General features: G+C 73.4%; 22 protein-coding genes and 1 pseudogene. 15 read left to right on the top strand and 8 right to left on the bottom strand.

Features of this window, described 5'->3' with window-relative positions; translation table 11 throughout:
* Nucleotides 1-335: 335 nt before the first annotated feature.
* The 3 genes from dnaB to J2X64_RS07725 all read left to right on the top strand — a co-directional run bounded on the left by dnaB (nucleotide 336) and on the right by J2X64_RS07725 (nucleotide 2,777).
* On the top strand, nucleotides 336-1,703 hold the full coding sequence (gene dnaB / locus J2X64_RS07735; protein WP_397444034.1) for a replicative DNA helicase: 1,368 nt from the start codon (nucleotides 336-338) through the stop codon (nucleotides 1,701-1,703).
* An 11-nt stretch (nucleotides 1,704-1,714) separates the two neighbouring features.
* Nucleotides 1,715-2,227, top strand: a complete 513-nt coding sequence (locus tag J2X64_RS07730) for a DinB family protein (RefSeq protein WP_310151937.1) — start codon at nucleotides 1,715-1,717, stop codon at nucleotides 2,225-2,227.
* Nucleotides 2,228-2,288: 61 nt separating this feature from the next.
* Entirely contained in the window at nucleotides 2,289-2,777 is a 489-nt protein-coding gene (locus J2X64_RS07725) for a hypothetical protein (RefSeq protein ID WP_310151934.1), read from the top strand.
* A 61-nt stretch (nucleotides 2,778-2,838) separates the two neighbouring features.
* On the opposite strand, the gene J2X64_RS07720 is transcribed toward J2X64_RS07725, so the two are convergent.
* Nucleotides 2,839-3,789: a DUF429 domain-containing protein gene (locus J2X64_RS07720; protein WP_310151932.1), complete on the bottom strand. Its 951-nt coding sequence runs from the start codon at nucleotides 3,787-3,789 to the stop codon at nucleotides 2,839-2,841.
* On the opposite strand from J2X64_RS07720, the gene J2X64_RS07715 reads away from it, so the two are divergent.
* Entirely contained in the window at nucleotides 3,788-5,020 is a 1,233-nt protein-coding gene (locus J2X64_RS07715; RefSeq protein ID WP_310151929.1) for a cysteine desulfurase-like protein, read from the top strand. The genes J2X64_RS07720 and J2X64_RS07715 overlap by 2 nt on opposite strands.
* Before the next feature lie 45 nt (nucleotides 5,021-5,065).
* Here the strand turns inward: J2X64_RS07715 and J2X64_RS07710 are convergent, their stop codons facing one another.
* The 4 genes from J2X64_RS07710 to J2X64_RS07695 are packed head-to-tail and all read right to left on the bottom strand — an operon-like array spanning nucleotide 5,066 to nucleotide 8,394.
* On the bottom strand, nucleotides 5,066-6,445 hold the full coding sequence (locus J2X64_RS07710; RefSeq protein WP_310151926.1) for an NAD(P)-binding protein: 1,380 nt from the start codon (nucleotides 6,443-6,445) through the stop codon (nucleotides 5,066-5,068).
* A 10-nt stretch (nucleotides 6,446-6,455) separates the two neighbouring features.
* Nucleotides 6,456-6,818: a bleomycin resistance protein gene (locus tag J2X64_RS07705; RefSeq protein ID WP_310151923.1), complete on the bottom strand. Its 363-nt coding sequence runs from the start codon at nucleotides 6,816-6,818 to the stop codon at nucleotides 6,456-6,458.
* Between the two features lie 29 nt (nucleotides 6,819-6,847).
* A complete protein-coding gene (locus J2X64_RS07700) occupies nucleotides 6,848-7,699 on the bottom strand; it encodes a hypothetical protein (protein ID WP_310151920.1) in 852 nt (283 codons plus the stop codon).
* A complete protein-coding gene (locus J2X64_RS07695) occupies nucleotides 7,696-8,394 on the bottom strand; it encodes a DUF4386 domain-containing protein (RefSeq protein WP_310151917.1) in 699 nt (232 codons plus the stop codon). The genes J2X64_RS07700 and J2X64_RS07695 overlap by 4 nt, the downstream gene beginning before the upstream one ends.
* Nucleotides 8,395-8,495: 101 nt before the next feature.
* Between J2X64_RS07695 and J2X64_RS07690 the strand changes: the two genes are divergently transcribed.
* The 5 genes and pseudogenes from J2X64_RS07690 to J2X64_RS07670 all read left to right on the top strand — a co-directional run bounded on the left by J2X64_RS07690 (nucleotide 8,496) and on the right by J2X64_RS07670 (nucleotide 14,574).
* Complete coding sequence (locus J2X64_RS07690; RefSeq protein WP_310151914.1) at nucleotides 8,496-9,197, top strand: TetR/AcrR family transcriptional regulator; 702 nt, start codon at nucleotides 8,496-8,498, stop codon at nucleotides 9,195-9,197.
* Nucleotides 9,198-9,331: 134 nt separating this feature from the next.
* Nucleotides 9,332-9,577: pseudogene (locus J2X64_RS07685) on the top strand (ATP-binding cassette domain-containing protein); the annotation flags it as partial.
* A gap of 161 nt (nucleotides 9,578-9,738) precedes the next feature.
* On the top strand, nucleotides 9,739-10,329 hold the full coding sequence (locus J2X64_RS07680; RefSeq protein ID WP_310151910.1) for an ABC transporter ATP-binding protein: 591 nt from the start codon (nucleotides 9,739-9,741) through the stop codon (nucleotides 10,327-10,329).
* A 1-nt stretch (nucleotide 10,330) separates the two neighbouring features.
* Entirely contained in the window at nucleotides 10,331-11,770 is a 1,440-nt protein-coding gene (locus J2X64_RS07675) for an ABC transporter permease (protein ID WP_310151908.1), read from the top strand.
* A gap of 2 nt (nucleotides 11,771-11,772) precedes the next feature.
* Nucleotides 11,773-14,574: a bifunctional YncE family protein/alkaline phosphatase family protein gene (locus J2X64_RS07670; protein WP_310151904.1), complete on the top strand. Its 2,802-nt coding sequence runs from the start codon at nucleotides 11,773-11,775 to the stop codon at nucleotides 14,572-14,574.
* A gap of 145 nt (nucleotides 14,575-14,719) precedes the next feature.
* Here the strand turns inward: J2X64_RS07670 and J2X64_RS07665 are convergent, their stop codons facing one another.
* Both J2X64_RS07665 and J2X64_RS07660 read right to left on the bottom strand, forming a co-directional pair.
* Nucleotides 14,720-15,613, bottom strand: coding sequence for a hypothetical protein (locus J2X64_RS07665; protein ID WP_310151899.1), 894 nt, complete (start codon nucleotides 15,611-15,613; stop codon nucleotides 14,720-14,722).
* Between the two features lie 78 nt (nucleotides 15,614-15,691).
* Nucleotides 15,692-16,129: a PPOX class F420-dependent oxidoreductase gene (locus tag J2X64_RS07660; RefSeq protein ID WP_310151896.1), complete on the bottom strand. Its 438-nt coding sequence runs from the start codon at nucleotides 16,127-16,129 to the stop codon at nucleotides 15,692-15,694.
* Between the two features lie 57 nt (nucleotides 16,130-16,186).
* Between J2X64_RS07660 and J2X64_RS07655 the strand changes: the two genes are divergently transcribed.
* From J2X64_RS07655 to J2X64_RS07635, 5 genes are all read left to right on the top strand, one after another.
* Nucleotides 16,187-17,095: a DUF3626 domain-containing protein gene (locus J2X64_RS07655; protein ID WP_310151893.1), complete on the top strand. Its 909-nt coding sequence runs from the start codon at nucleotides 16,187-16,189 to the stop codon at nucleotides 17,093-17,095.
* A 113-nt stretch (nucleotides 17,096-17,208) separates the two neighbouring features.
* Nucleotides 17,209-17,958: a dienelactone hydrolase family protein gene (locus J2X64_RS07650; RefSeq protein ID WP_310151891.1), complete on the top strand. Its 750-nt coding sequence runs from the start codon at nucleotides 17,209-17,211 to the stop codon at nucleotides 17,956-17,958.
* Nucleotides 17,959-18,130: 172 nt separating this feature from the next.
* A complete protein-coding gene (locus J2X64_RS07645; protein ID WP_310151888.1) occupies nucleotides 18,131-19,045 on the top strand; it encodes a hypothetical protein in 915 nt (304 codons plus the stop codon).
* Nucleotides 19,046-19,058: 13 nt separating this feature from the next.
* Nucleotides 19,059-19,619, top strand: coding sequence for a DinB family protein (locus J2X64_RS07640; RefSeq protein WP_310151886.1), 561 nt, complete (start codon nucleotides 19,059-19,061; stop codon nucleotides 19,617-19,619).
* Between the two features lie 9 nt (nucleotides 19,620-19,628).
* Nucleotides 19,629-20,621 carry a GTP pyrophosphokinase gene (locus J2X64_RS07635; RefSeq protein ID WP_310151883.1) on the top strand — a complete coding sequence of 331 codons (993 nt, stop codon included), beginning with the start codon at nucleotides 19,629-19,631 and terminating at the stop codon, nucleotides 20,619-20,621.
* Between the two features lie 85 nt (nucleotides 20,622-20,706).
* Here the strand turns inward: J2X64_RS07635 and J2X64_RS07630 are convergent, their stop codons facing one another.
* Nucleotides 20,707-21,555: a methyltransferase domain-containing protein gene (locus J2X64_RS07630; RefSeq protein WP_310151880.1), complete on the bottom strand. Its 849-nt coding sequence runs from the start codon at nucleotides 21,553-21,555 to the stop codon at nucleotides 20,707-20,709.
* A 159-nt stretch (nucleotides 21,556-21,714) separates the two neighbouring features.
* Here J2X64_RS07630 and J2X64_RS07625 point away from each other — a divergent pair, with 159 nt between their 5' ends.
* Complete coding sequence (locus J2X64_RS07625) at nucleotides 21,715-22,389, top strand: helix-turn-helix domain-containing protein (RefSeq protein ID WP_310151877.1); 675 nt, start codon at nucleotides 21,715-21,717, stop codon at nucleotides 22,387-22,389.
* Nucleotides 22,390-22,423: the final 34 nt, after the last annotated feature.

The following is a 22,423-nucleotide window of genomic DNA, read 5'->3' as shown; positions in this document are numbered from 1 at the left end:
TCCCCGCGCAGGCTCGCCCACAGCCCGGGACACGCCCGGAAGTTTCTTCCCTCCACATCCCGTGGACGGCATACACGCAGGTCAAGGGGTCTTGCGGGACGCACCGTCGCGGAAATCCACAGGGTTATCCCCCGACTGTGCACAAGCCGTCCCGGCGTTGCCCACACCTTCTCCCCAGCTCGTCCACAGGGGGGATTCGACGGCCCTCCGCGCCCGGCCCTAGCGTGTGCCGGTCACCCGCTGGAGGCGCTGTCGGTACCGACTGGTCCACTGGTAACCACACGGGTGTCGTTCGTTACGCACAGACAGGGGAGTAGCCGGTGTCACTGGCCGAGTTGAGCACGAGCGCCTTCGGCTTCACCGGCGACGGTGCCCCCGGTGGCGACAACCGTGTCCCCCCGCAGGACGTCCACGCCGAGCAGTCTGTCCTCGGCGGCATGCTGCTGTCCAAGGACGCGATCGCCGACTGCGTCGAGGGCCTCAAGGGCATCGACTTCTACCGGCCGGCACACGAGCTCATCTACGACGCCATCCTCGACCTGTACTCCCGGGGCGAGCCGGCCGACGCCATCACGGTCTCCGACGAGCTGTCCAAGCGCGGTGACCTCCAGCGCATCGGGGGCCAGGCGTACCTCCACCAGCTCATCCAGGCGGTGCCGACCGCCGCGAACGCCGGCTACTACGCCGAGATCGTCGCCGAGCGCGCCGTGCTGCGCCGCCTCGTCGAGGCCGGCACCCGCATCGTGCAGCTCGGGTACCAGCAGGGCAACGGCGACGTCGAGGACATCGTCAACGCCGCCCAGGCCGAGGTCTATGCCGTGGCCGACAAGCGCGGCGGCGAGGACTACGTCGCGCTCGGCGACGTCCTCGAGGAGACCCTCAACGAGATCGAGGTGGCGGCCGGGCGTGACGCCAACGAGATGCTGGGCGTGCCGACCGGGTTCATCGAGCTCGACGAGCTGACCCACGGCCTGCACCCGGGTCAGATGATCGTCCTCGCGGCCCGCCCCGCCGTCGGAAAGTCGACGATGGGGCTCGACATCGCCCGCGCGGCCGCGATCAAGCACAAGCAGGCCACGGCCATCTTCTCCCTCGAGATGAGCCGCTCCGAGATCACCATGCGCTGCCTGTCGGCAGAGGCCCAGATCCAGCTGCAGGACCTGCGCAAGGGCACCATCGGCGACCAGGGCTGGAAGAAGCTGGCCCGGATCATGGGGCAGATCTCCGACAGCCCGCTGTTCATCGACGACTCCCCGAACATGTCGCTCATGGAGATCCGGGCCAAGTGCCGCCGGCTCAAGCAGCAGCACAACCTCAAGCTCGTGGTCATCGACTACCTGCAGCTCATGAGCTCGGGCAAGAGGGTCGAGTCGCGCCAGCAGGAGGTCTCGGAGTTCTCGCGTGCGCTCAAGCTGCTGGCCAAGGAGCTCGAGGTCCCCGTCATCGCGATCAGCCAGCTGAACCGTGGCTCGGAGCAGCGCGCCGACAAGCGGCCGGCGATGTCCGACCTGCGTGAGTCGGGCTCCATCGAGCAGGACGCCGACATGGTGATCCTGCTGCACCGCGAGCCCAAGGTCGAGGGCCGCGAGGGCGAGGTCGACGTCATCGTCGCCAAGCACCGCAACGGCCCCACCAAGGACATGGTGCTGGCCTTCCAGGGCCACTACGCCCGGTTCGCCAACATGGCCCGCGACGGCTTCTGATGGGTGCGGACGTGCACGCCGGCGCTGAGCGCGACCTGCTCCTCGGGCGCCTGGCCGGACAGCGACGGCACGTGCTGGCGGCGGTCGACGGCCTCTCCGACGAGCAGCTCCGGCGGTCTGTGCTGCCGTCGGGGTGGAACGCTGTCGGGCTGGTGCGGCACCTCACGCTGGGCCTCGAGCGGTACTGGTTCGGGACGGTCATGGGTGGCGCACCGCTCGACTACTGGCCTGCGGGTCTGGGACCGGACGATGGCGCCGCGGACTGGCGGGTCGGCGACGAGGAGTCTCCCGCCGAGGTCCTCGAGGAGTACCGGCGCGCCGTCGAGGCGTCCGACGCGGTGATCGAGGGTCTCGAGCTGAGCGCCCCACCGGCACTGCCCGAGGCATGGTGGCCAGACGCGGGCCTGTCCTTCCCGGACCTGCGCAGCGTCGTGGTCCACGTGCTCGTCGACACCGCCACGCACGCGGGTCACCTGGACGCCGTGCGCGAGATCATCGACGGACACCAGCATCTCGTCCTCTGACGCGGACGACCAGCCCGAGAGCCGGTCGGCTCGCTGTGACGACCGCCCGTACCGGGGACTCGTGTCGGCCTCCATGGCCGCCGGGGTGCTGTTCGGCCTGGGCGTTTTCGTCGTTGCCGCCGTGTTCATGGGCTTCGACTACTTCGCCGTGCGCGACAAGCCGACCGAGCACGCCGTCGTGATCTCCCAAGGGCCGTCCGGCACCAGGGAGACGTGTGGACCCCGAGCCCTCAGCCCGGACACGCCGGGGGAGCAGACGACGTACCGTTCGGCCGACCCGCCCGACGGGCTGCCTGCGGAGTTTCGGATCAACCACTGCCCCGACTGGGACGACCACCCCGGTGACGTCGTCGAGGTCCGCCGCACCGGCCTGACGCAGGACGACATCTACATCGACCCGATCCAGAGCGCTGGGCAGTGGCTCGGCATGGCCGGGATCGTCGGGGCTGCCACGACCGTGATCGTCGCCATACTGACCTTCGTGAAGGAGGCGTGGGGAATCCACCGCGCCCAGCGCAGGATCCGTCGCAGGGGACCGCGTGCCCAGTAGGGCCGCATGGGAGACGTCATCGACCGTGCGCCCTAGTGGGTGGTGGATCCGTCGCCCCCCGTCACACCCAGATCGCCGCGGGTATGCCGTCCGAGAAGGTCTCCGGGGGATCCGGCAGCGAGCGGGCCTCGCCGTTCACCCACCGGGCCGCGGTCCACGCGGCGGCGCAGGCATCGAGGACGTCGTCCGCGGCATACCCCGGGCCCGAGAGGACGGACGGCGATGCTAGGCCCGCGGCGCGGAGGGCGGCCAGTCGCGCGACCCTGCCCTCGTCCGTCTTCTTGCCTGCCGTGAGCGGCGCGCCGGCCATGGTGGCGAAGGAGAGCTCGGGGTGCGCTTCGACCACCCGGACCGTCGGGCGACTGCGCACCCACGCGTCGACCTCGAGGATCTTGGCGCGCAACCCGAACGCCTGCGCCCCCACGCCCTGACCGGTCAGCGCGCGGTTCACCGGGTCGGCGGCGTCCCGGGTCGGCTCGCCGTAGGCAGCGCGGGTCAGCGTCGTGAAGACCGAGGACGCCTTGCCCCGCAGGGCTTTTCGCGCCAGTGCATCGGCTGCTCGGGTCGTCGAGTCGGGCAGCCCGATCGGGATGTCGATCGCCACCACCTCGATCGCCAGCGACTGGCGGACCGTCTCCACCAGCGCGTCGACGGTCGCGGCCACCGCGATCCGGGGGCGAGGGGTGCCGGGCTCGAGGATCGCGCCGACCCAACCGGCCTTGAACGCGTCGACGCCCAACACGGGTGCCGACACGACGACCGGCGGCAGCGGCTGCGGACCGGCGCCAGTCATCGCGGCGGCCACGGTCGCCTCGAGCTCGGTCACCGAGGAGCGAGCGGCCACCAGCGCGGCCTCGGCGGCGGCCGGGTCGGAGGAGTCGGTGTCGAGCAGCGCTGCCAGCGCGGCTGCCTGGTCGGCCCAGCGCCGCGAGAGCTCACGAGCGTCCGGACCACCCGCCATGCCGATGCCGCCTCCCGTCGAACCGCCGATGGGTGAAACAGTGCCAGACATGCAGGCAACCCCCGAGCCCCAGGCTGCACCCACTGTCGACGTCGAGGCGCTGCGCGCGCAGTTCCCGGCGCTGCAGGGAGGCGCGGCGCACTTCGACGGACCGGGCGGCTCGCAGGTCCCGCGGGCCGTGGCCGACGCGATCTCCCGACAGCTGACCAGCCCGATGTCCACCCGCGGCGAGGTGACCGCCGCCGAGCGCAACTCCGACGCGGCCGTCCACGGCGCACGAGAGGCGCTCGGTGACCTGATGGGCACCGACCCGGGTGGCGTGGTCTTCGGGCGGAGCATGACGGCGCTGACCTTCGACCTGGCCCGCACCCTGGCCCAGGACTGGGGCCCCGGCGACGAGGTCGTCGTCAGCCGGCTCGACCACGACGCGAACATCCGGCCCTGGCTGCTCGCCGCAGAGCGGGTCGGCGCGACCGTGCGGTGGGCCGAGTTCGACCCGTCGAGCGGCGAGCTGCCTCCCGACGCGGTCGGTGCGGTCGTGACAGACCGCACCCGGCTGGTCGCGGTCACCGCCGCGTCGAACCTGATCGGCACCAAGCCCGACCTTCCTGCCATCGCGGCTCTCGCCCATGACCGGGGCGCACTGCTGTTCGTGGATGCCGTCCACCTCGCGCCGCACGCGCTCGTCGACCGGATGGGGATGGGCGCAGACCTGGTGGCGTGCTCGCCGTACAAGTTCTTCGGACCGCACTGCGGCGCGCTCGCCGCCGCGCCGGAGCTGCTCGATTCGCTGCACCCGGACAAGCTGGTGCCGTCGTCCGACGCCGTGCCCGAACGGTTCGAGCTCGGCACGCTGCCCTACGAGCTGATGGCCGGCGTCACCGCTGCCATCGAGGTGATCGCGGGCATCGTCCCCGGTGACGGTTCCCGTCGGGAGAGGCTCACCACCTCGCTCGCGGCGGTCGCCGCCCACGAGCTGCAGCTGCGCCAGGACCTCGAGCCACGACTTGCCGAGCTCCCGGGCGCGACGCTCCACTCCCGCGCCGGGGATCGCACGCCGACGCTCCTGGTGACCTTCGAGGGCCACGACAGCAAGGACGTCTCCCGCCAGCTCGCGGCCTGCGGCGTCAACGCCCCCGCCGGGCACTTCTACGCGCTCGAGGCCTCCCGTGCCCTCGGCCTCGGCGACACCGGCGGCCTGCGCATCGGGCTCGCCTCCTACACCGACGCCGACGACATCGAGCGCCTCCTGGACGGGCTCAGCGAGGTCGTCGGGCGCTGAGCCGGGGCCCACGCGACCAGGTCAGGCGGGGGCGGACAGCCGGGGTCAGGCCGAGGCGGACAGCCGGGCGAGGGCAGCAAGGCCGCGGTCGGTGTGGGCGGCGAAGCGCTCGCGGGCGTCGTCGAGGAGGGCTGACCCGGCATACCCCGGCGGCACGCGCGTGGGGTTGAGCGCGACGCCCCTCAGCCACTCGGCGATGTCGGGCTCGGCGGAGAAGGTGAGCGTGTTCCGCAGGCCCACGTGGTTCATGCCGGCCCACTGCTGCAACGAGTTCCCGTAGTACGACGGCCGGCAGACGCGGTTCTTCTCGGTGTCGTCGTCCCGGGTCGCCTCGACGTAGCCGGTGAGGGCGGCGCCGAAGCAGGGGAACCCGGTCCGGACCGGCTGGAGCGTGATCGACTCCGGCCGCCACACCGGCACCAGCGGCGGGTTCTTGAGGCCGTCCGCCGCGCAGTGCACGACCACGGCGTCGTCGGCCACGGCGACCGAGCCGTCGTCGAGGACCAGCCGGCCCCGCTCGACCGACCGCACGTGGCCACGGCGCACGACGTCCTCGATGGTGCGCAGCTGCTCGAGCTCCCACGTGGCGAGGGTCGGCACCTTGGCCATGGTCGGCCGGACCTCGCGGTCGATGCGCAGCAGGACGCCGGCGTCCTCGAGCCGGAGGAAGAAGTCGTCTAGGGAGCCCGCCTCGTGCGCCGCCTGCAGGATGTCGGCGGACGTGCCGAGGAAGACGCCCGGGTCCGGCTGGACGACAGCGCGGTTGAGCATCCACGGGTCGCGCGGCCGCACCCAGCAGACGGCGTCCGGGTCGACGCCCCGCGACAGCAGCCAGATGCAGGCGTCGGTCGCGGTCTTGCCCGACCCGACCACGACGTACTGGCTGGGGGCGTCCTCGAGTCGGGCCAGCGCGTTGACGGGCACCACCCGGGCGTCGTCGGCGACGGCGAACGGTGGCGGCGTCTCGGCCGGGATCGACGGGGCCAGGTAGCGGGCGTCGACCACGCGGCACGCGGGGCCCACCTCGTACCGTCGACCCGAGACGTGGGAGACGACGGTGTGGTCGCCGAGGTACTCGCTGTTCGGGAGCAGCTCCACCCTCCCGGTGTCGACGAGGCGCTCGAGCACGCCGGCGTAGTAGGCGCAGACCTCGGGCTGCGCGGCGCGCTCCTGGAGCCCGACCTCGGGTCCGCGCTGCTGCAGCCGGCCACCCCCTAGCCGGGTGGAGGCCACGCCGTAGAAGCTGGACGACTGGTGCAGCCGCACGAATGGGTACGCCTCCAGCCAGTGGCCCCCGACGCCGTGTCGCCGGTCGACCATGACGACGCGGGCCCGCTCGTCGTGGTCGACGAGCGCGTCCGTGAACGCCATGCCCATGGCGCCGGCACCCACCACGAGGTAGTCGGCGTCGACGACCTGCCTCACCCGTCCGGCCTCAGGGATTCTGGACCAGCCGGAGCAGGGTGCCGTCGGGGTCGACGAGGTAGCCGATGCGCAGCCCCGAGTGCTCGAGCCGCGGCGGGTGCAGGCGCGGCCACCCGCGGTCGGTCTCAGGGATGCCCGTCCGGCGACAGGTCTCGTAGAAGCCGTCGACGTCGTCGAGCCGCAGGCAGCAGCTGAACGAGCTCGTCGCCGGGTCGAGCCCCGGGTACAGGAAGAACTCGACCGTCACGTCGTGGCCCGTGAGGATCAGCCAGCCCTCGTCGCGGTACGCCTGCCCGAACCCCAGCTCGGCGTAGAACTCCGTCGTCGCGTCGAAGTCGCGGGACGGCAGGTTGGGGGTCGCCAGGTTGGCCACACGATCCTCCTTGCTCCTGGCGCCAGTGTTCACCCGGCGACGCCGCGAAGGAAGGCTCCGAGCGCAGGTGCCGGGTGCGCCGCTGTGCCCACGTTCGCCGCGGTGACCAGCGCGAACGCCAGGGCCGGGAGCAGCACGACGGTCCCCGCCGCGCGTCGGCGGCGACGCCAGAGCAGCGCGACGACGCCGGCGAGCACGGCCGTCGTCGCGGTACCGAGCACGGCCATGGCTGCGTGGTATGCCGCGAAGTCGCGGACCAGGGACGTCGTCGCCGCTGACCACGGTGCCGCCGCGAGGTCCGCGCCGACCGCCTTCACCGTTGCGACGACTGTGGGGTCGGAGGACCCCGGCGGCAGGAACGACAGCACCGAGGACAGCGGTGCCACTGCCCCCTGGACGTTGGCGACCAGCGCCAGGAGGGCCACTCCGGCCAGCGCCGCCGCGGACGTCCCGCCGAGAAGTCGCGCGGCCCGGCGGAACCGCGACCCGGTGGCCTCGGGCGCCGGCCCCGCAGTCGGCCCCGCGGGTGTCCCCGACGCTGCTGCCGTGGTCCGGGCCGGCCACACCCTGACGGTCAGCAGCGTGCTCACGAGCAGCAGCTGCGCGGCGAGGGCCGCCTTGACGAGGTGGAAGGACTGCCAGAACCGGGTCGCGTCGGCGAGGGAGGACGCAGCACCACCCGGGCTGGCGACGTGCCGGGTCCAGTCGCGGACGAGCCCGTCGGCAACGCCGTGGGCGAGGTCGTGCGGACCGGTCCACGACGATCCCACCCACCAGCTGGCGAGCGGCCACGGCACCAGCAGGGTCGCGACGACGAGGACGAGCGCGATCAGCGAGAGCGGACCGGGACGGGTCGCCCGGCCGAAGACCATCGAACTCATGCTGGGGACCCTACGGCGGTGGCCGCTTCCGGCGCAGGCACCCGACCCGGGGCGCCGTCGGCCGGCCGGATGCCGCGCACGGCCAGGACCGAGGCGAGGGAGATCTCCCACGCGAAGAGCGGCACGGCCAGTGCGGGCTGGGGGGTCATGACCCCGAACATCACCGCGACGTTCATCGCCGCGACGAGGACGGCGCCGACGATGCCGAGCAGCGGCACGAACCGGGGCACGAGCCGGCGGCGCAGCAGCAGGACCGCGAGCACGACGGCGTTGACCGGGTTCACCAGGCCCGGACCGACGAGGAACGTCCAGTCGTGCACGAGGTGCAGGCCCGCGACGACGCCCGGGTCGAGCGCGGGTGCCGCCGTCGAGGCCGGCCGGGCCACGGCCGGGAGGATGGCGACCACCCCCGCGAGGATCACCGTCGCCTCGAGGGTGCGCAGCGCGGCATACCCCAGCGCGGCCCCGGGGCCGTGCGGACGCAGCAGCGGGTAGAGGGCGAGCGCGGTCCCCACGACGGCGAGCGCGAGGACGACCTCGAGCAGCCCGGCGGCGAGCACGGACCCGCGCCCGGCGAGCGCGGCGCCGGCGTCGAAGGCCGAGCCGCCGTAGAGCGGCACGGCTGCGACCGAGGTGACCCAGGTGACGAGGTACAGCGCGGCTGCGCCGAGGGCGAGGCGACGGGGTGCGGTCATGGCTCCTCCAGTGCGGCGGGAGGTGTACGGCGTACACCTCGATGTCGGGAACGGTAGGTGTACGCTGTACACCTCGTCAACCCCAACCCGTGGAGGGCCGTATGCCGCGTGGCGGCCGGGAGTCCCTGTCCCGCACCAAGGTCCTGCGCGCCGCGGTCGAGCTCGCCGACGCCGAGGGCCTCGACGCGGTGACGATGCGGCGGCTGGCCGAGGTGCTCGAGGTGGTGCCGATGGCGCTCTACAAGCACGTCGCCGACAAGGACGACCTCCTCGCCGGGATGGTCGACGTCCTCGTCGAGGACATGGCCGTGCGGCCCCCGGCCTCACCGACGCGGTGGCGCGGCGGCGTCCGGGAGGCGCTGCACGGTGCGCGCCGGGTGGTGGGCGCCCACCCCTGGGCCCGGAGGGCGATCGAGTCCCGGACCGTGCGGACGCCAGCCGTCCTCGGTCACATGGAGCGGGTGAGCGCGGTCTTCCTCGCGGGCGGGTTCACGCCCGACCAGACGCACCACGTCATGCACCTGCTGGGCAACCGGATCTGGGGGTTCAGCCCGGAGCTGTTCACGGACGCGCCGGAGGCGGACGGGTCGTCGGCGCCGGCTCGCCGGGGTCGCGGGCCCGAGCCGGACCCGGCGGACTACCCGACGATCGTGGCCATCGCGACGGACGCGCGCGCCCGGCGGCCCGACGCCACCGGCTGCGACGAGGACTTCGAGTTCGACTTCGCCCTCGACGTGCTCCTCGACGGCATCGAGCGCCTGCGACGGAAGGGCTGGACCTCGCCGACCGGGTCGGGGTCCTAGCCGCGCGACGGGTGCGGTCCCGCGCTGGGTGAACAGGGGTCGGCCCAACGTTCGCCGGGCGTTCGCCCCGGTGACGCTCACCGGCGACGGGGGCTGCCTAACGTCGCCGACGTGCTGAGGCAGAAGGCTTTCCGGTGACCGTCCCCGCGGTCCGGGCGCGTGGGATCACCACCACCTACGGCGACGTCGTGGCCCTCGACGGGGTGGACCTCGACATCCCGCAGGGCCGGGTCCACGGCCTCGTGGGGCCCAACGGCGCGGGCAAGAGCACCCTGCTCGGCTCCCTGCTCGGGCTGTCGGTGCCGGACCGCGGTGAGCTCGAGGTCCTCGGCGTCCCGGTGTCACGCACGCTCGGGGTCCCCGCCGGCGTCACCGGTTTCGTCGACGCTCCGGCCCTGTACCCCTCACTCACCGCGCGCCAGAACCTGACCGCAGTCGCCACCTTGCGCGGGGCCGGCCGAACCGCCGGGGAGGGGGGGGCGGGCGCGGTACCGAGCTCGACGGGGGTCACGCCACGGAGGTCGACCGTGCCCTCGCCGAGGTGGGCCTCACCGACGTCGCCGACGACCGGCTGCGGGGGTTCTCGCTGGGGATGCGGCAGCGGCTCGGCCTCGCCGGCGCCCTGCTCGGCCGGCCCCGGCTGCTCGTCCTCGACGAGCCCACCAACGGCCTCGACCCCGCCGGACGTCGTGGCATCCGGCGCATCCTCACCCGCCTTGCGGACGAGGGCGCGACCGTCGTGGTGTCGAGCCACAACATGGGCGACCTGATGACCCTGTGCGACGAGGTCACCATCCTGTCGGCCGGCCGGGTCGTGTTCACCGGGCCGGTGGCCGAGCTCGCAACGAGGACGGAGTGGCTGGAGCACCGGCTCGTCACCTCCGACGCGCAGGCCGCGCGGCGGCTCGCCCTGGAGGTCCGCGGCGTGTGGGTCGCGGCCGAGGGTGGCACCCATCGGACTTCGCCCGGGGAGTTGGTCGTGGGTGGCTCCGTGGCCATGATGGACGAGCTGGTCACCAGGTTGGTGCGGTCCGGCATCGCGATCCGCGAGCTGACGCCGGTCACCCCGCCCCTCGAGGCTGCCTTCATCGCCCTGGTCGACGGCGATGCCCAGCCGGCGGACGTGGCCTGACGTGGGGGCCACCGACTCGTCTCTCGCCCCGCCCCGGGACCAGCTCGTCGGAGGCGTCGCTCCGCCGACGGCCCGCCACCGCCGAGCCGAGGATGCGCCGGCCGAGGGGGCGTCCGTCGCCGCGGCACCGCTGGGCCGCACGCTGCGGTTCGAGCTGGTCAAGCTGCTCGCCCAGTGGCGGGTGCGGGTCGCGCTCGCCGCCTGCTGGCTCGGTCCCGCGGCCTTCGTCGTGGCGGTCGGCCAGCAGACCCAGCTGCCTGCCGACACGGTGTTCGGGCGGTGGATGCACGCGAGCGGCTGGGCGGGGTCGCTGGTGGTGCTGGGCTTCTGCTGCACCTGGGCGCTGCCCCTGCTGACCGCGCTCGTGGCCGGCGACGCGTTCGCGGTCGAGGACCGGCTCGGCACGTGGCGCCACCTGCTCCTCGTCGTGCGCTCCCCGCGCCGGATCTTCGCGGCCAAGGCGCTCTCGTCGGCCGCCGTCGTGGGCCTCATGGTCGTGGGGCTGACCGCGTCGAGCATCGTCGGCGGCCTGCTGGGGGGCGCCGGGCACGACCTCGTCGGGCTGTCCGGCCAGCACGTCCCGACCGGCCGCGCCGCGGGTCTCGTCCTGCTGGCCTGGGGGTGCGCGCTGGTCGGCGCGCTCGTGTACGCCGCGGTCGGGCTGCTCGGTTCGGTCGCGTTCGGCCGTTCACCCATGGGTCTCGCGGCGCCCGCGCTGCTCGCCGTCGTCCTCCAGGGCGCCCAGCTCTTCCCCCTGCCGGCGGTCGTGCGGCTCGCCCTGCCCAGCCAGGTCCTCCTCGGCTGGCGCGGCCTGTTCACCGCACCCGCCCAGACCGGCCCGGTGCTCGCCGGCCTCGCCACGGCGCTGGCCTGGACGGCGGTGGCGACGGCCGCGGCACACCTCCTGTTCGTCCGCCGTGACTTCGCGAACCCGACCGACGACGGCACCGGCCGCCGCGCGCTCCTGCTGGGCGCCCTCCCCCTCGTCGGCGTCCTCGCCGCCTCCACGACGCTCGTCGCCCTGGCCACGCCGGCCCGCGGCTCGGGGATCGAGCAGGCGCAGGTCGAGCGGGCCGTGGCGACCTCGTTCGCCCACCTGTACCGGCTGCAGACCGAGGAGCTCCACCGGCCACCCGTGACCGAGCAGCAGCTGGCCACCGGTGCGACGTGCGACCGCGCCGGGGGCCGGTATGCCGCGCAGGGACCGGGCAACGACTGGCGCTGCGTCGTGACGTGGCACCTCCCCGGGGCGCGGGCGGTCGGCTCGGCCGTCTACCAGATCGACGTCGCGGCCGACGGACGGTTCGTCGCGGACGGCGACGGCCCCAAGGAGGTCAACGGCTACTTCACCGTCCGCACCCCGGACGGGGACCAGGCCAACCCCCTCTGGCAGGTCGACGGCCTCGTCGACCTCATGGCTCCACCCCCCTCGAAAGGATGATCATGCAGGTCACTCGACAGCGCCGGCAGACCGCCGGCGTGCCCTCCGCCCTCCTCGGGCGGGGGAGCCGCCGGCTGCGGTTCGCGGTCGCCGGCACCGCGGTGCTCACCGTGGTCGGCGGGGCGATCGCCTACGCCGACACCGGTGTCTTCGGCACCCGCACCGTGGGCACGCAGTACGCCGACGGGCTCCAGGTCTCCGACAACCAGGTCATCGAGCCGATCGGTGACCGCGTCATGACCGAGTACGGCAAGTTCATGGGCTCGACCCTGAGCCCGGACCACCGGTTCCTCGCCGCGAGCAGCATGGACAAGGGCGTGGCGCTCCAGGTCTTCGACCTCTCCACCCGCAGGCTCGTCTACCGCGTCGGCAAGGCCAAGGGCGTCGACCAGGTGCTCTCGGACGGCACCGTGGGGCAGGAGGGCCCGACGTACTCGCCCGACGGGAAGTTCCTCTGGCTGCCGCAGCGCGACGCCATGACCCGGTTCCCGGTCAACCCCGACGGGACCCTCGGCGCCGCCACCCGCTTCGCCCTGCCGCAGGTGGCCGGCAACTCCGCCCTGCCCGCGGGCTCGCTCTACTCCCCGGACGGCTCGACCCTGTGGGTCGCGGCCAACGGGCAGAACTCCGTGCTGGCCCTCGACCCCGCGACCGGGGTCGTCCGGCAGACGTGGAAGGTCGGCACCGCCCCCCGCGCCCTGCACCTCGTCGGCGGCCGCCTCTACGTGAGCAACGAGGGCGGTCGGCCTGCCCGCCCCGGTGAGCCGACGATGAACTCGTACGGCACGGACGTCCCCGCCGACACCTACCTCGGTACCTCGACCACCGGCACGCTGAGCGTCATCGACCCGAGCAGCGCGTCCGCCCCGGTCGCCTCGATCGCGGTGGGCCTGCACCCGACTGCCCTGTATGCCGCCGGGTCGGCCCTGTTCGTGGCCAACACCGGCAACGACACGGTCTCGGTCGTCGACACCCGCAAGGGCGCCGTCGTGCAGACCATCGCGACCCAGCCCTACAGCGGCTCGGCGGTCGGCTACGCCCCCACCGGCATCGCCCTGACCAGGAGCGGTCGGCTTCTCGTCAGCCTCGGCCGGGCCAACGCCCTCGCCGTCTACAGCTGGTCGGGCGACCCGCAGGACCCCGTGGGGTACCGCGGCCTGCTGCCGACCGACTACTACCCCGAGGACGTCGTGACGATCGGCGACCAGGTCGTGGTGACCAACACGCGCGGCATCGACGCGCGGGGTCCGGCCATCACCACCGACAAGGGGTACGGCGTCCCGGTCGTGAGCGGCCACGACACGCACAGCACCACCGCGTCGCTCACCACCTTCGCCATGCCCGCCGACTCCAGCCTCGCTCGCTACACCACCGAGGTGTTCCACCAGAACGCCTGGGGACGGGCCGATGTCCAGCAGTCCCAGGGGTCGAGCGTCGCGGCCGTGCCGGTGCCGCGTCGCATCGGCGACCCGTCGACCATCAAGCACGTGTTCGTGCTGGTCAAGGAGAACCGCACCTACGACCAGGTCTACGGCGACGACGCCCGCGGCAACGGCGACGCCACGCTCGCCCAGTTCGGCAAGGACGTCACGCCCAACCAGCACGCCCTCGCGAAGCAGTTCGGCCTGTACGACAACGTCTACGACATCGGGACCAACTCCGCCGAGGGCCACAACTGGCTGATGCAGGGCGACGACCCGGAGTACACCGAGTCCAGTGCCGGCGAGTACGTCCGCAGCTACGACACCGAGGACGACGTGCTGGGGCACCAGCGGTCCGGGTTCCTGTGGACCTCGGTCGAGTCGGCCCACCGCAGCGCCCTCAACTACGGCGAGTTCACGCAGTTCCTCACCAAGCCTGCGGGGGCGACGTGGCAGCAGTACTACTGCACCACCAGGGCCGTCGAGGGCGGGGTGGACCCGAGCGCCCTCACCGGCCCGACGGTGAAGTCCGACACCGAGTCGCCGATCCCGTCGCTCAACGCGATCACCGTGCACGACTACCCGAAGTTCGACGTCAACATCCCGGACACGTACCGGTACCAGGTCTGGAAGCAGGACTTCGAGAAGAAGGGTCCGGCGAACCTCAACATGCTGTGGCTCTCCAGCGACCACACCGGTGGGGCGCCGGACGCCCGGGCCCAGGTGGCCGACGGGGACCTCGCCGTCGGCCGCGTCGTCGACCAGATCTCGCACAGCAGGTGGTGGAAGGACTCCGCGATCTTCGTGGTCGAGGACGACAGCCAGGACGGCGCGGACCACGTGGACGGCCACCGGGCCCCCGTGCAGGTCATCAGCCCGTATGCCGTGCACGGCAAGGTCGTGAGCACCTACTACTCGCAGATCAACATGGTGCGGACCATCCAGCAGATCCTCGGCGCGCAGCCGCTGAACCAGAAGCTGGCCGCGGCGACGCCGATGTTCGACGCCTTCCAGGCCAAGCCCGACCTGACCCCGTTCACCCAGGTGGCCAACAGGATCCCGCTCACCGAAGGCGTCACGCCGGCCCCCGAATGTGGTGTCGACACCCCTGCGGGCGCGGAGACTGCGGCGCCGTCGACCCAGCCCAGGGAGGCGGCCGTCCCGCCGTCGATGAAGGGGGTCGCCGCCCAGTGGGAGCACTGGCGCACGGCCCAGGCCTTCAACGGTCCCAACGCGGTCCCGGACTCGGCCGGGCCCGAGCAGATGAACCGGTTCACCTGGTACCAGGCGCACGGCTTCGCGGTTCCCTACCCGGGTGACCCGAAGGTGTACGCGCCGAACGACGTCCCGGGCGCCTACCTGCGCACCGAGGACGGGCGGTAACCGGACGGGACCACCCGCGCCCGAAAAGGCTCCGGTCCGCGACACCTCCACCGGACCGGGTGGGACAGGGGCGGCGTCGAGCCACGGCGCCGTCCCTGTCCGCGTCCTGCGGGCACGCCCACGGGAGGGGGCAGCGGGTGGCGGGTCAGCGGGCGGTGTCGCGGACCTGGCGGCGCACCCAGTGGATCGTGTCGGCCACCTCGGGGCGCACGCGGGCGGGGTCGGTGAGCCAGTCGACCAGGACGTGGTCGTCGTGGGTCACCCCCGACAGCGCGTCGGCGGTGGCCGCCGCCAGGAGCGCCCCGGTGCGCGGCACGGGGAGCTCGTCTCCCAGGGAGTCGTCGGCCCAGCCGTCGGCCAGGACCAGCAGGTCGTCGTCGACGTGCCGGCGGCGGGCGGTCGCCACGGCCGCGGCTGCTGCCGGCAGCGCGCCGACTGCCTCCTCGCCCGCGACCGAACGCACCTCCGCCACGAGCTCGTCGAGGTGCAGCTCCATGAGCCAGGAGGGCATGCCGCGGCCGGCGAGCACCCGGCAGAGCCAGGCGACCTGGCGCGTGGCGCGCTCCTCGCCGAGGTGGGCGAGCGAGATGAGCCACGCGGAGTCGGTGCTGGCGAAGCGGGACCCGCGCTCGCCGTAGCGCAGCCCGTAGTACGGCATGGCGTCCAGCGACCGCTGCGCCGCGCGGACCGCGGCACGCACGAGCGTGGCGTCCGTCGTCACCTCGTAGGCGCCGGCGTCGGGGTTCACGAGGGCGGCGTCGACCGCCTGCCGGTTGGTCCTTCGCACCAGACCCGCCGCCACGTGCCGCTCGCCCTCGGCGACGAGGTTCGCGACGTCCGAGCCGTGGCCGTGGTCCGGCAGACGCCCCTGCAGGGCTGCGCGCAGCACCTCGGGGTCGGTCGAGCCGGTCGCGACGACCAGCCGCTCGACGCCGACCACCGCCGCGAACACCGCCGGGTCCTCGAGCGGCCCGGTGACCGTGCGGTCGGCGTTCGCGAGCAGGAGCTGTCGTGCCTCGTCGGCACCGGCGTCGGTCATCCGGGCATTGTGTCGTGCCCGGCCCGGGTCGCTCGTCGGGGCGTGCAGTCGGGCGCGGGGGTGACCTCGGTGCGAGGCTCAGCCGCCGGACGGCGCCCAGCCGTACACGCGGTCGACGCGCAGGGTGACGAGGAGCCGGTGCTCGCGGACCATCGCGGCCCGGAAGTCGGCCCAGTCCGGGTGCTCGCCGTTGAGGGCGCGGTAGTGGTCGACCAGGGTGTCGACCGTCTCGTCGTCCGGGGCGGCAGCCACGAGGCCGAGCTCGGCGGTGGCCTCCGCCACGGCATACGCCCCGAGGTCCGGCGTCGTCACCATGAGGCTGGCGCGCGGGTCACGGCGCAGGTTGCGCGTCTTGGCCCGGTCGTCGGTGACCGAGACGAGTGCCGTGCGGGCGGAGGGGTCCCAGAGGTAGCCCACGTTGGACAGCTGCGGGCGGCCGTTGCCGCGGATCGTGGCGAGGACCGCCCGTCGCGTCGTGCCGAGCAGGTCCCACAGCGGCTGGTCGTCGGTGCTCACCCGGCCACCGTGCCACAGCGTGCGCCGCGACGCCGGGCGGTGGGCCACAATGCCGGCATGACGCAGGGGGAGACGCTCGGGGAGGCCGCGGGGGCGGTCGGGGCGAGCCGGTGGGCGAGGGCGGCCGTCGCGCACGTCGACGGACTCGCCCAGGGTCCGCCGCTCGACCGGAGCCTGCGGGTGACGGTGAACTTCCACCCCGACCGCGTCTCCCACGGCCTGACGGTGCTGGAGCACCTGGCGCGCGACGGCGTCTACCGGTCGCAGTTCGAGACCGGGACCAGCAACGGCGGCCTCACCGCGCACCCCGGCGGCAACCGGTGGCGGTGGGAGCAGCGGATCTTCGGGCACGCGTACGACGACGCCCCCGCCGCCGAGCGCCCCCGGTACGGCGCGCTCAACCACCGGCGCCGCCCCACCGGCGGCTCGCTGCGGTTCGGCTCGGCGCACCTGCGGCTGGCCGAGCACGTCCTGGACCGGGCGACGTTCTGCTTCCCGGACTCGGTGTTCGAGCCGGTCGACTTCGGGACGGCCCGGCGGTTCGACCTGCTGCCCCTCGCCGACGCCTTCGACGCCCGCCCGCTCACCGACGCCCTCGAGCTCAGCGAGGGCGGGGTCCTCGACGACTACGTCGAGGCGCACGTGCACGGCCCGGTGGCGCTGGCGACCGATGTCGAGGCGCTCGTGCTCGACCCGGCCCACCGCGGGACGGCGACCGAGGCGCAGGCGCAGGCCCTCGGCATACCCGTCGAGTGGCACGAGGGGCGGCGCCTCACCGTCGACGAGCTCGAGCGGCACCACGACTTCCGCGGGCCGCACGTCGTCGAGGTCGGCCGCCGGGTGGCGCGCGACGGGGTCCTCGACGCGGCGGTCGTCGGCGACGCCGTGCGGGCCGGGAGCGAAGACCCGCAGGACCTCAAGAAGGTGTGGCACCACGTCGCCCGGTTCGGCTCGCCAGTCGCCTGATCGCGCCCTCCGCGCGGGCGGCCGGCACGTCCCGCCTGGACCGTCGGTCCGGGTGCGGCGGCCGACCGGGGGCCGATCGGCGCGTCCCGGGTTCGCGGGTTAGCGTGCGACCCATGGACCTCGTCACCATCGACGCCCCCGACGGACCGGCCGAGGCGTACGTCGCCCGCCCCGACAGCGGCAGCGGACCCGGCGTGCTCTTCTTCATCGACGCGATCGGGCTGCGGCCGCGGATCGCCGAGATGGCCGACCGCATCGCCTCGTGGGGCTACGTCGTGCTCGCCCCCAACGTGCTCTACCGCAGCGGCACCGCCGCCGAGACGAGCCCCACCACCGACCTGCGCCAGCCGGGCGCTCGGGAGGCCTTCTTCGCCCACACCGGCCCGCGCATCGAGGCGATCACCGCTCCCCGCGCCGAGGCCGACCTCCGCGTCTGGACCGACACCCTGGCCGGGCTCGAGGGCGTGGACCCGCGCGGCCCGTTCGGCACGGTCGGCTTCTGCATGGGGGCGCGCCTCGCCATCCGTGCGTCGGGCCTGGACCAGCGGTATGCCGCGGTGGGCGGCTTCCACGGCGGCGCCCTGGCGACCGACGCCCCGGACAGCCCGCACCTGTCCCTGGCGACGGCCCGGGCCGAGTACGTCTTCGGGCACGCCGACAACGACGGCTCGATGCCGCCGGAGCAGGTCGAGAAGCTCGGGGCGGCGCTGTCCGACGCCGGGCTCACCGCGAGCAACGAGGTCTTCCCGGGCGCTGCGCACGGGTACTCGATGTCGGACACCTCTATGTACGACGAGGCCGCCACCGAGCGCATGTTCACCGAGCTCGAGGCGCTCTTCGCCCGCACCCTCAAGGCAACCTGAGGCGCCCAGACCCTGTCCGGGCGCGTGCCCGGCATACGTCACAGCCACCCGCTGGCCCCGCGACACGGCAGTTGCTGACGTGAAACGGCAGTCCCGCAGTCCCGTTTCACGCACGCAACTGCCGTTTCGCGCGCAGGCCCCGCGGGGTGGGTGGGGCGTCTATCGTCGTCGGATGCGTCGCACGCTCTGGCTCGGGCTGGTCCTCGTCCTGGTGACGGGGTGTGCCCAGGCGACCGACCGGACGTCCCGCACCACGACGGCCGGGCCGACCACCCCGGACGGCACGACGAGCGCGACGTCCCCCACCACGACGACGACCAGTCCTGCGACGACCAGGGCGACCACCACGGCGAAGCCCCGGCCGACCGTGAAGCCCACCTCGCGGGCGACGACCCCGAAGCCTTCCGCGACCGGCCTCACCAGCCTGCGCGGCAACACCCGCAACGCGATCGCCTGGGCCCCGCTCTCGAACCCCGCCGACGTGCACGTCGAGGGCTCGGTCCCCAGCTACCGCGCCTGGTCGACGTCGAAGGTCCTCGTCGTTGCGGCGTACCTCGACACCGTCGTCGACGGCGACCCGAGCCGCATCCCCGCCCGGGAGCGCGGCTGGATCAAGGCCGCCCTCACCGCCTCCGACGGCGACGCCGTCGTGGCCATCCGGAACGAGATCCCCGGCCGGCCCGGCCCCGCCATCGACCGCGTCCTGCGCAGCATCGGCGACACCACGACCTCGGCCCCCGACACCTCGCAGGGCTCGATGCAGTGGACGGTGCGCCAGCAGCTGCGCTTCATGACGGCCCTGCACTCCGGCCGCGTCGTCTCCCCGGAGGCCAGCGCCTTCCTGCTCGGCCAGATGCACCCCATCGCGGCGCACCGGTGGGGGCTCGGCCGGATCGGGGCCGGGTCGTTCAAGGGTGGCTGGCTGCGCGCGGACACCGAGACCCGCCAGATGGGCATCGTCGGTGGGTATGCCGTGGCCATCATCACCGCGGGTGACGGCCCGGCGGTGCTCCAGACCGACGGCGACTCCGCGCACGTGCAGCAGATGGACCGGCTGGCCGCCCTCCTCGCCACCCGCCTGCGCTGAGAGGATGCCGACCATGGCTTCCGAGGCGAAGAAGTTCCCCGACCTGTGGGTCGACCCCGAGGACGACCCCAGGGCGGCGGCGGGCAGCTCGGCGACCGACGAGCGCAGCGTCCTGCTCGAATACCTGCGCCACTTCCGGATGACGTTCGAGCTCAAGTGCGACGGCCTCGACGCCGAGCAGATGGCGCGCCGGTCGGTGGAGCCGTCGACCATGTCGCTGCTGGGACTCCTGCGGCACCTGGCCCACGTCGAGCAGGTGTGGTTCCGGATCACCATGGAGGGCAACGAGATCCCGCGCCTGTGGGGCAAGGACCAGGACCGGGACGCTGACTTCGACGGCGCGGTCGCGGACGACGCGGTCGTGACCGAGGCGTGGGAGGCGTGGCGTCGCGAGGTGGCCCACGCCGAGCAGTTCGTCGACCGGGCGGACAGTCTCGACATCGTCAGCCAGCACCCGACCCGCGACCCGATCACCCTGCGCGAGCTGCTCGTGCACCTCATCGAGGAGTACGCGCGGCACTGCGGCCACGCCGACCTGATCCGGGAGCGGATCGACGGGCGCACGGGCCAATAGCCTGTCGGGGTGAGCGACGAGCAGCGAGACGACCCCGTCCAGCGGTATGCCGTGCTCCGGCCCGGGCTGGTCGAGGTCACCGAGGGCTTCACCGCGCTCGTGCGCGAGCTGCTCGACGACGCGGGCATCAACTACCTGAGCGTGACCGGCCGCACCAAGAGCGTGGAGTCGTTCGCGGCCAAGGCGGCGCGCACGGTCGACGGCCAGCCGGTCTACGCCGACCCGCTCAAGGACGTCACCGACCAGATCGGCGTCCGGGTGGTCACCTACCTGCGCGGTGATGTCACGGCCGTGGCCGACGTCCTCGCCGACCAGTTCAGCGTGATCGACGACCGCGACATGGGTCGCGAGACCGCCCGCCAGGGACGGTTCGGGTATGCCAGCCGGCACCTGCTCGTGGCACCCGACCCGCTCAAGGCGCTGCCCCCGGCATACGAGGGGCTCAAGGGGCGCACCGCCTCGGTGCAGGTGCGCACGATCCTCCAGCACGCGTGGGCGGAGTTCGAGCACGACATCCGCTACAAGGGCACGGTGCCGCAGGAGCACGTGCCCGACCTCGACCGCCGGTTCACGCTGGCCGCGGGGCTGCTCGAGCTGGCCGACCGGGAGTTCTCGGAGATCCGTGACCGGCTGCAGGCGAGCATGGAGGGCCAGCAGGTGCCGACCGGGCAGGACGACCCGCGGATCAGCGCCGCCGACCTCGCGACGTTCCTCGCGGGCCAGTTCCAGGGCGCGCGCTGGTCGCGGACCGACCACTACGCGTGGATCTCGGGGCTGCTGCTCGAGCTGGGCATCACCTCGCTCGACGAGCTGGCGGGGCTGCTGCGCTCGATCGACGTCGACGGCATCACCGCGCGGATGGGGTACCGGCACGCGCCGGCCGCCGTCCGCCGGCTCGACGACGCCCTGCTCGCCGTCTTCGGCCAGCGGTACATCGGCCTGCACGGCAACGCCCACCGCGAGGCGGCGCTGCGGGCCAGGCTGGAGAAGCTCCGCGCCTGACCCGCTGCCCCCTCAGCGGGTCTTTGAGCGATCCCGGTGGTCAGGACCGCTGCGACCGCTCAAAGACCGTGGTGCCCGGGACCGTTCAGCGGCGGGTGGCCGTCACGAGCAGGTACTCCCAGGGCATGACGCCGTCGTCGAGGTGCCGGTCGCCGAGCTCCGCCAGGGCGGTGTCGAGGGCGGCCACCTGGTCGGGGTCGTCGGCGATGCGGCGGTAGGTCGCGATCGTCGGGCCGTAGTACGCCTTGAAGAAGTCGCGGAACTCGCCACCGTCGGCGAACCGGTCGACCGGCAGCTCCTCGCGCACGGCTTCCAGGCCCGTGACCCGGTCGCCGAACAGCTCGCGGACGTGGTCCTCGTCGCCCCACAGCGGCGGGGGCTGGGCTCCGGGCGGCGGCGGCGCGGCATACGGCTTCATCGTCGCGAACATCTGCCCGATAAAACCTGCGGGCGTCCAGTTGACCAGTGCCACGCGGCCGCCCGGGCGGCAGACCCGCAGCAGCTCGTCGGCGGCGGGCTGGTGGTGCGGCGCGAACATCACGCCGACGCACGAGGTGACGGCGTCGAAGGTGGCGTCGTCGTACGGCAGGCGCTCGGCGTCACCGACCTCCCACGCGAGCTCGACCCCCGCCTCGCGTGCCAGGGCCCGGCCGGCGTCGAGCAGCTCGGGCGTCAGGTCGCTCGCGGTCACGGCGGCGCCCGTTGCGGCGGCCGGGACGGCGACGTTGCCCGAGCCCGCGGCGACGTCGAGCACCCGGTGGCCGGGCCCGATCCCCGCGGCGGCGACGAGCCGCGGCCCGAGCGCGGCGATGACCTCGGACGCGACGGCGGGGTAGTCGCCGAGCGCCCACAGGGCGCGGTGGGCGGCCTTGAGCGCCGTGTCGTCGACGGCGGTGGTGGTGGTGGTCCCGGCGGTGCCGGTCTGTGCAGTCATGGTGTTCTCCTCGCTGGTCCGTCCTGCCGGACCAGCGTGCGGCCGGGGCCCAGGCCCGCTCCAGTGCCGGATGTGTACCGGGAGCAGTTCTCGATCTGTACTAGCCGGGGGCTCGCCGCCGGGCGTCTACTGGTGGGCACGAGCCGAGGAGTGTGCGCGATGACGTCGTACGGCCAGTTCTGCCCGGTGGCCAAGGCCATGGAGGTCCTCGACGAGCGGTGGACCCTGCTCGTCGTGCGCGAGCTGCTCATGGGCAGCACGCACTTCAACGAGCTGCGGCGTGGTGTGCCGAAGATGTCGCCGGCGCTGCTGAGCAAGCGGCTGCGGTCGCTGGAGCGGGCCGGGATCGTCGCCCGCTCGGTGCGCGGGCAGCGGGTCGTCTACGAGCTCACCGACTGCGGCCGCGAGCTGGAGCCGGTCGTGAACACGTTGGGGCAGTGGGGACTTCGCTGGATCGGGGACCTCGGCGAGGAGGACTACGACCCCCACCTGCTGCTCTGGGACGTCCGGCGCTCGATCCCGGTCGACCGCTGGCCGCGCTCGCGGACCGTCCTGCGGATCTCCTTCGACGACGTGGCGCGGCCCGTGTCGCACTGGTGGCTCGTCGTGGCCCACGGGGAGGTCGACCTGTGCGACTACGACCCCGGCCACGAGGTCACCGCGACGCTCGAGACGAGCCTGCGGACGCTGACCCGCATCTGGCGCGGCGAGCTGGTCTGGCCCCAGGCGCTGCGCTCGGGCCAGGTGGTGGTCGAGGGCCCGGCATCGGTGCGCCGCGAGGTGCCGGAGTGGCTGGGGTACTCGCTGCTGGCCCAGTCGCTGCAGCCCGCCTGACGCGGGGTGCCCGGCGCGGAGTGCCCGGCGCGAC

The organism is Phycicoccus sp. 3266, assembly GCF_031456495.1.
Classification (GTDB): Bacteria; Actinomycetota; Actinomycetes; order Actinomycetales; family Dermatophilaceae; genus Pedococcus.
The sequence above is the reverse complement of the archived record's forward strand: the minus strand, read 5'-3'. Positions and strand labels throughout refer to the sequence as shown.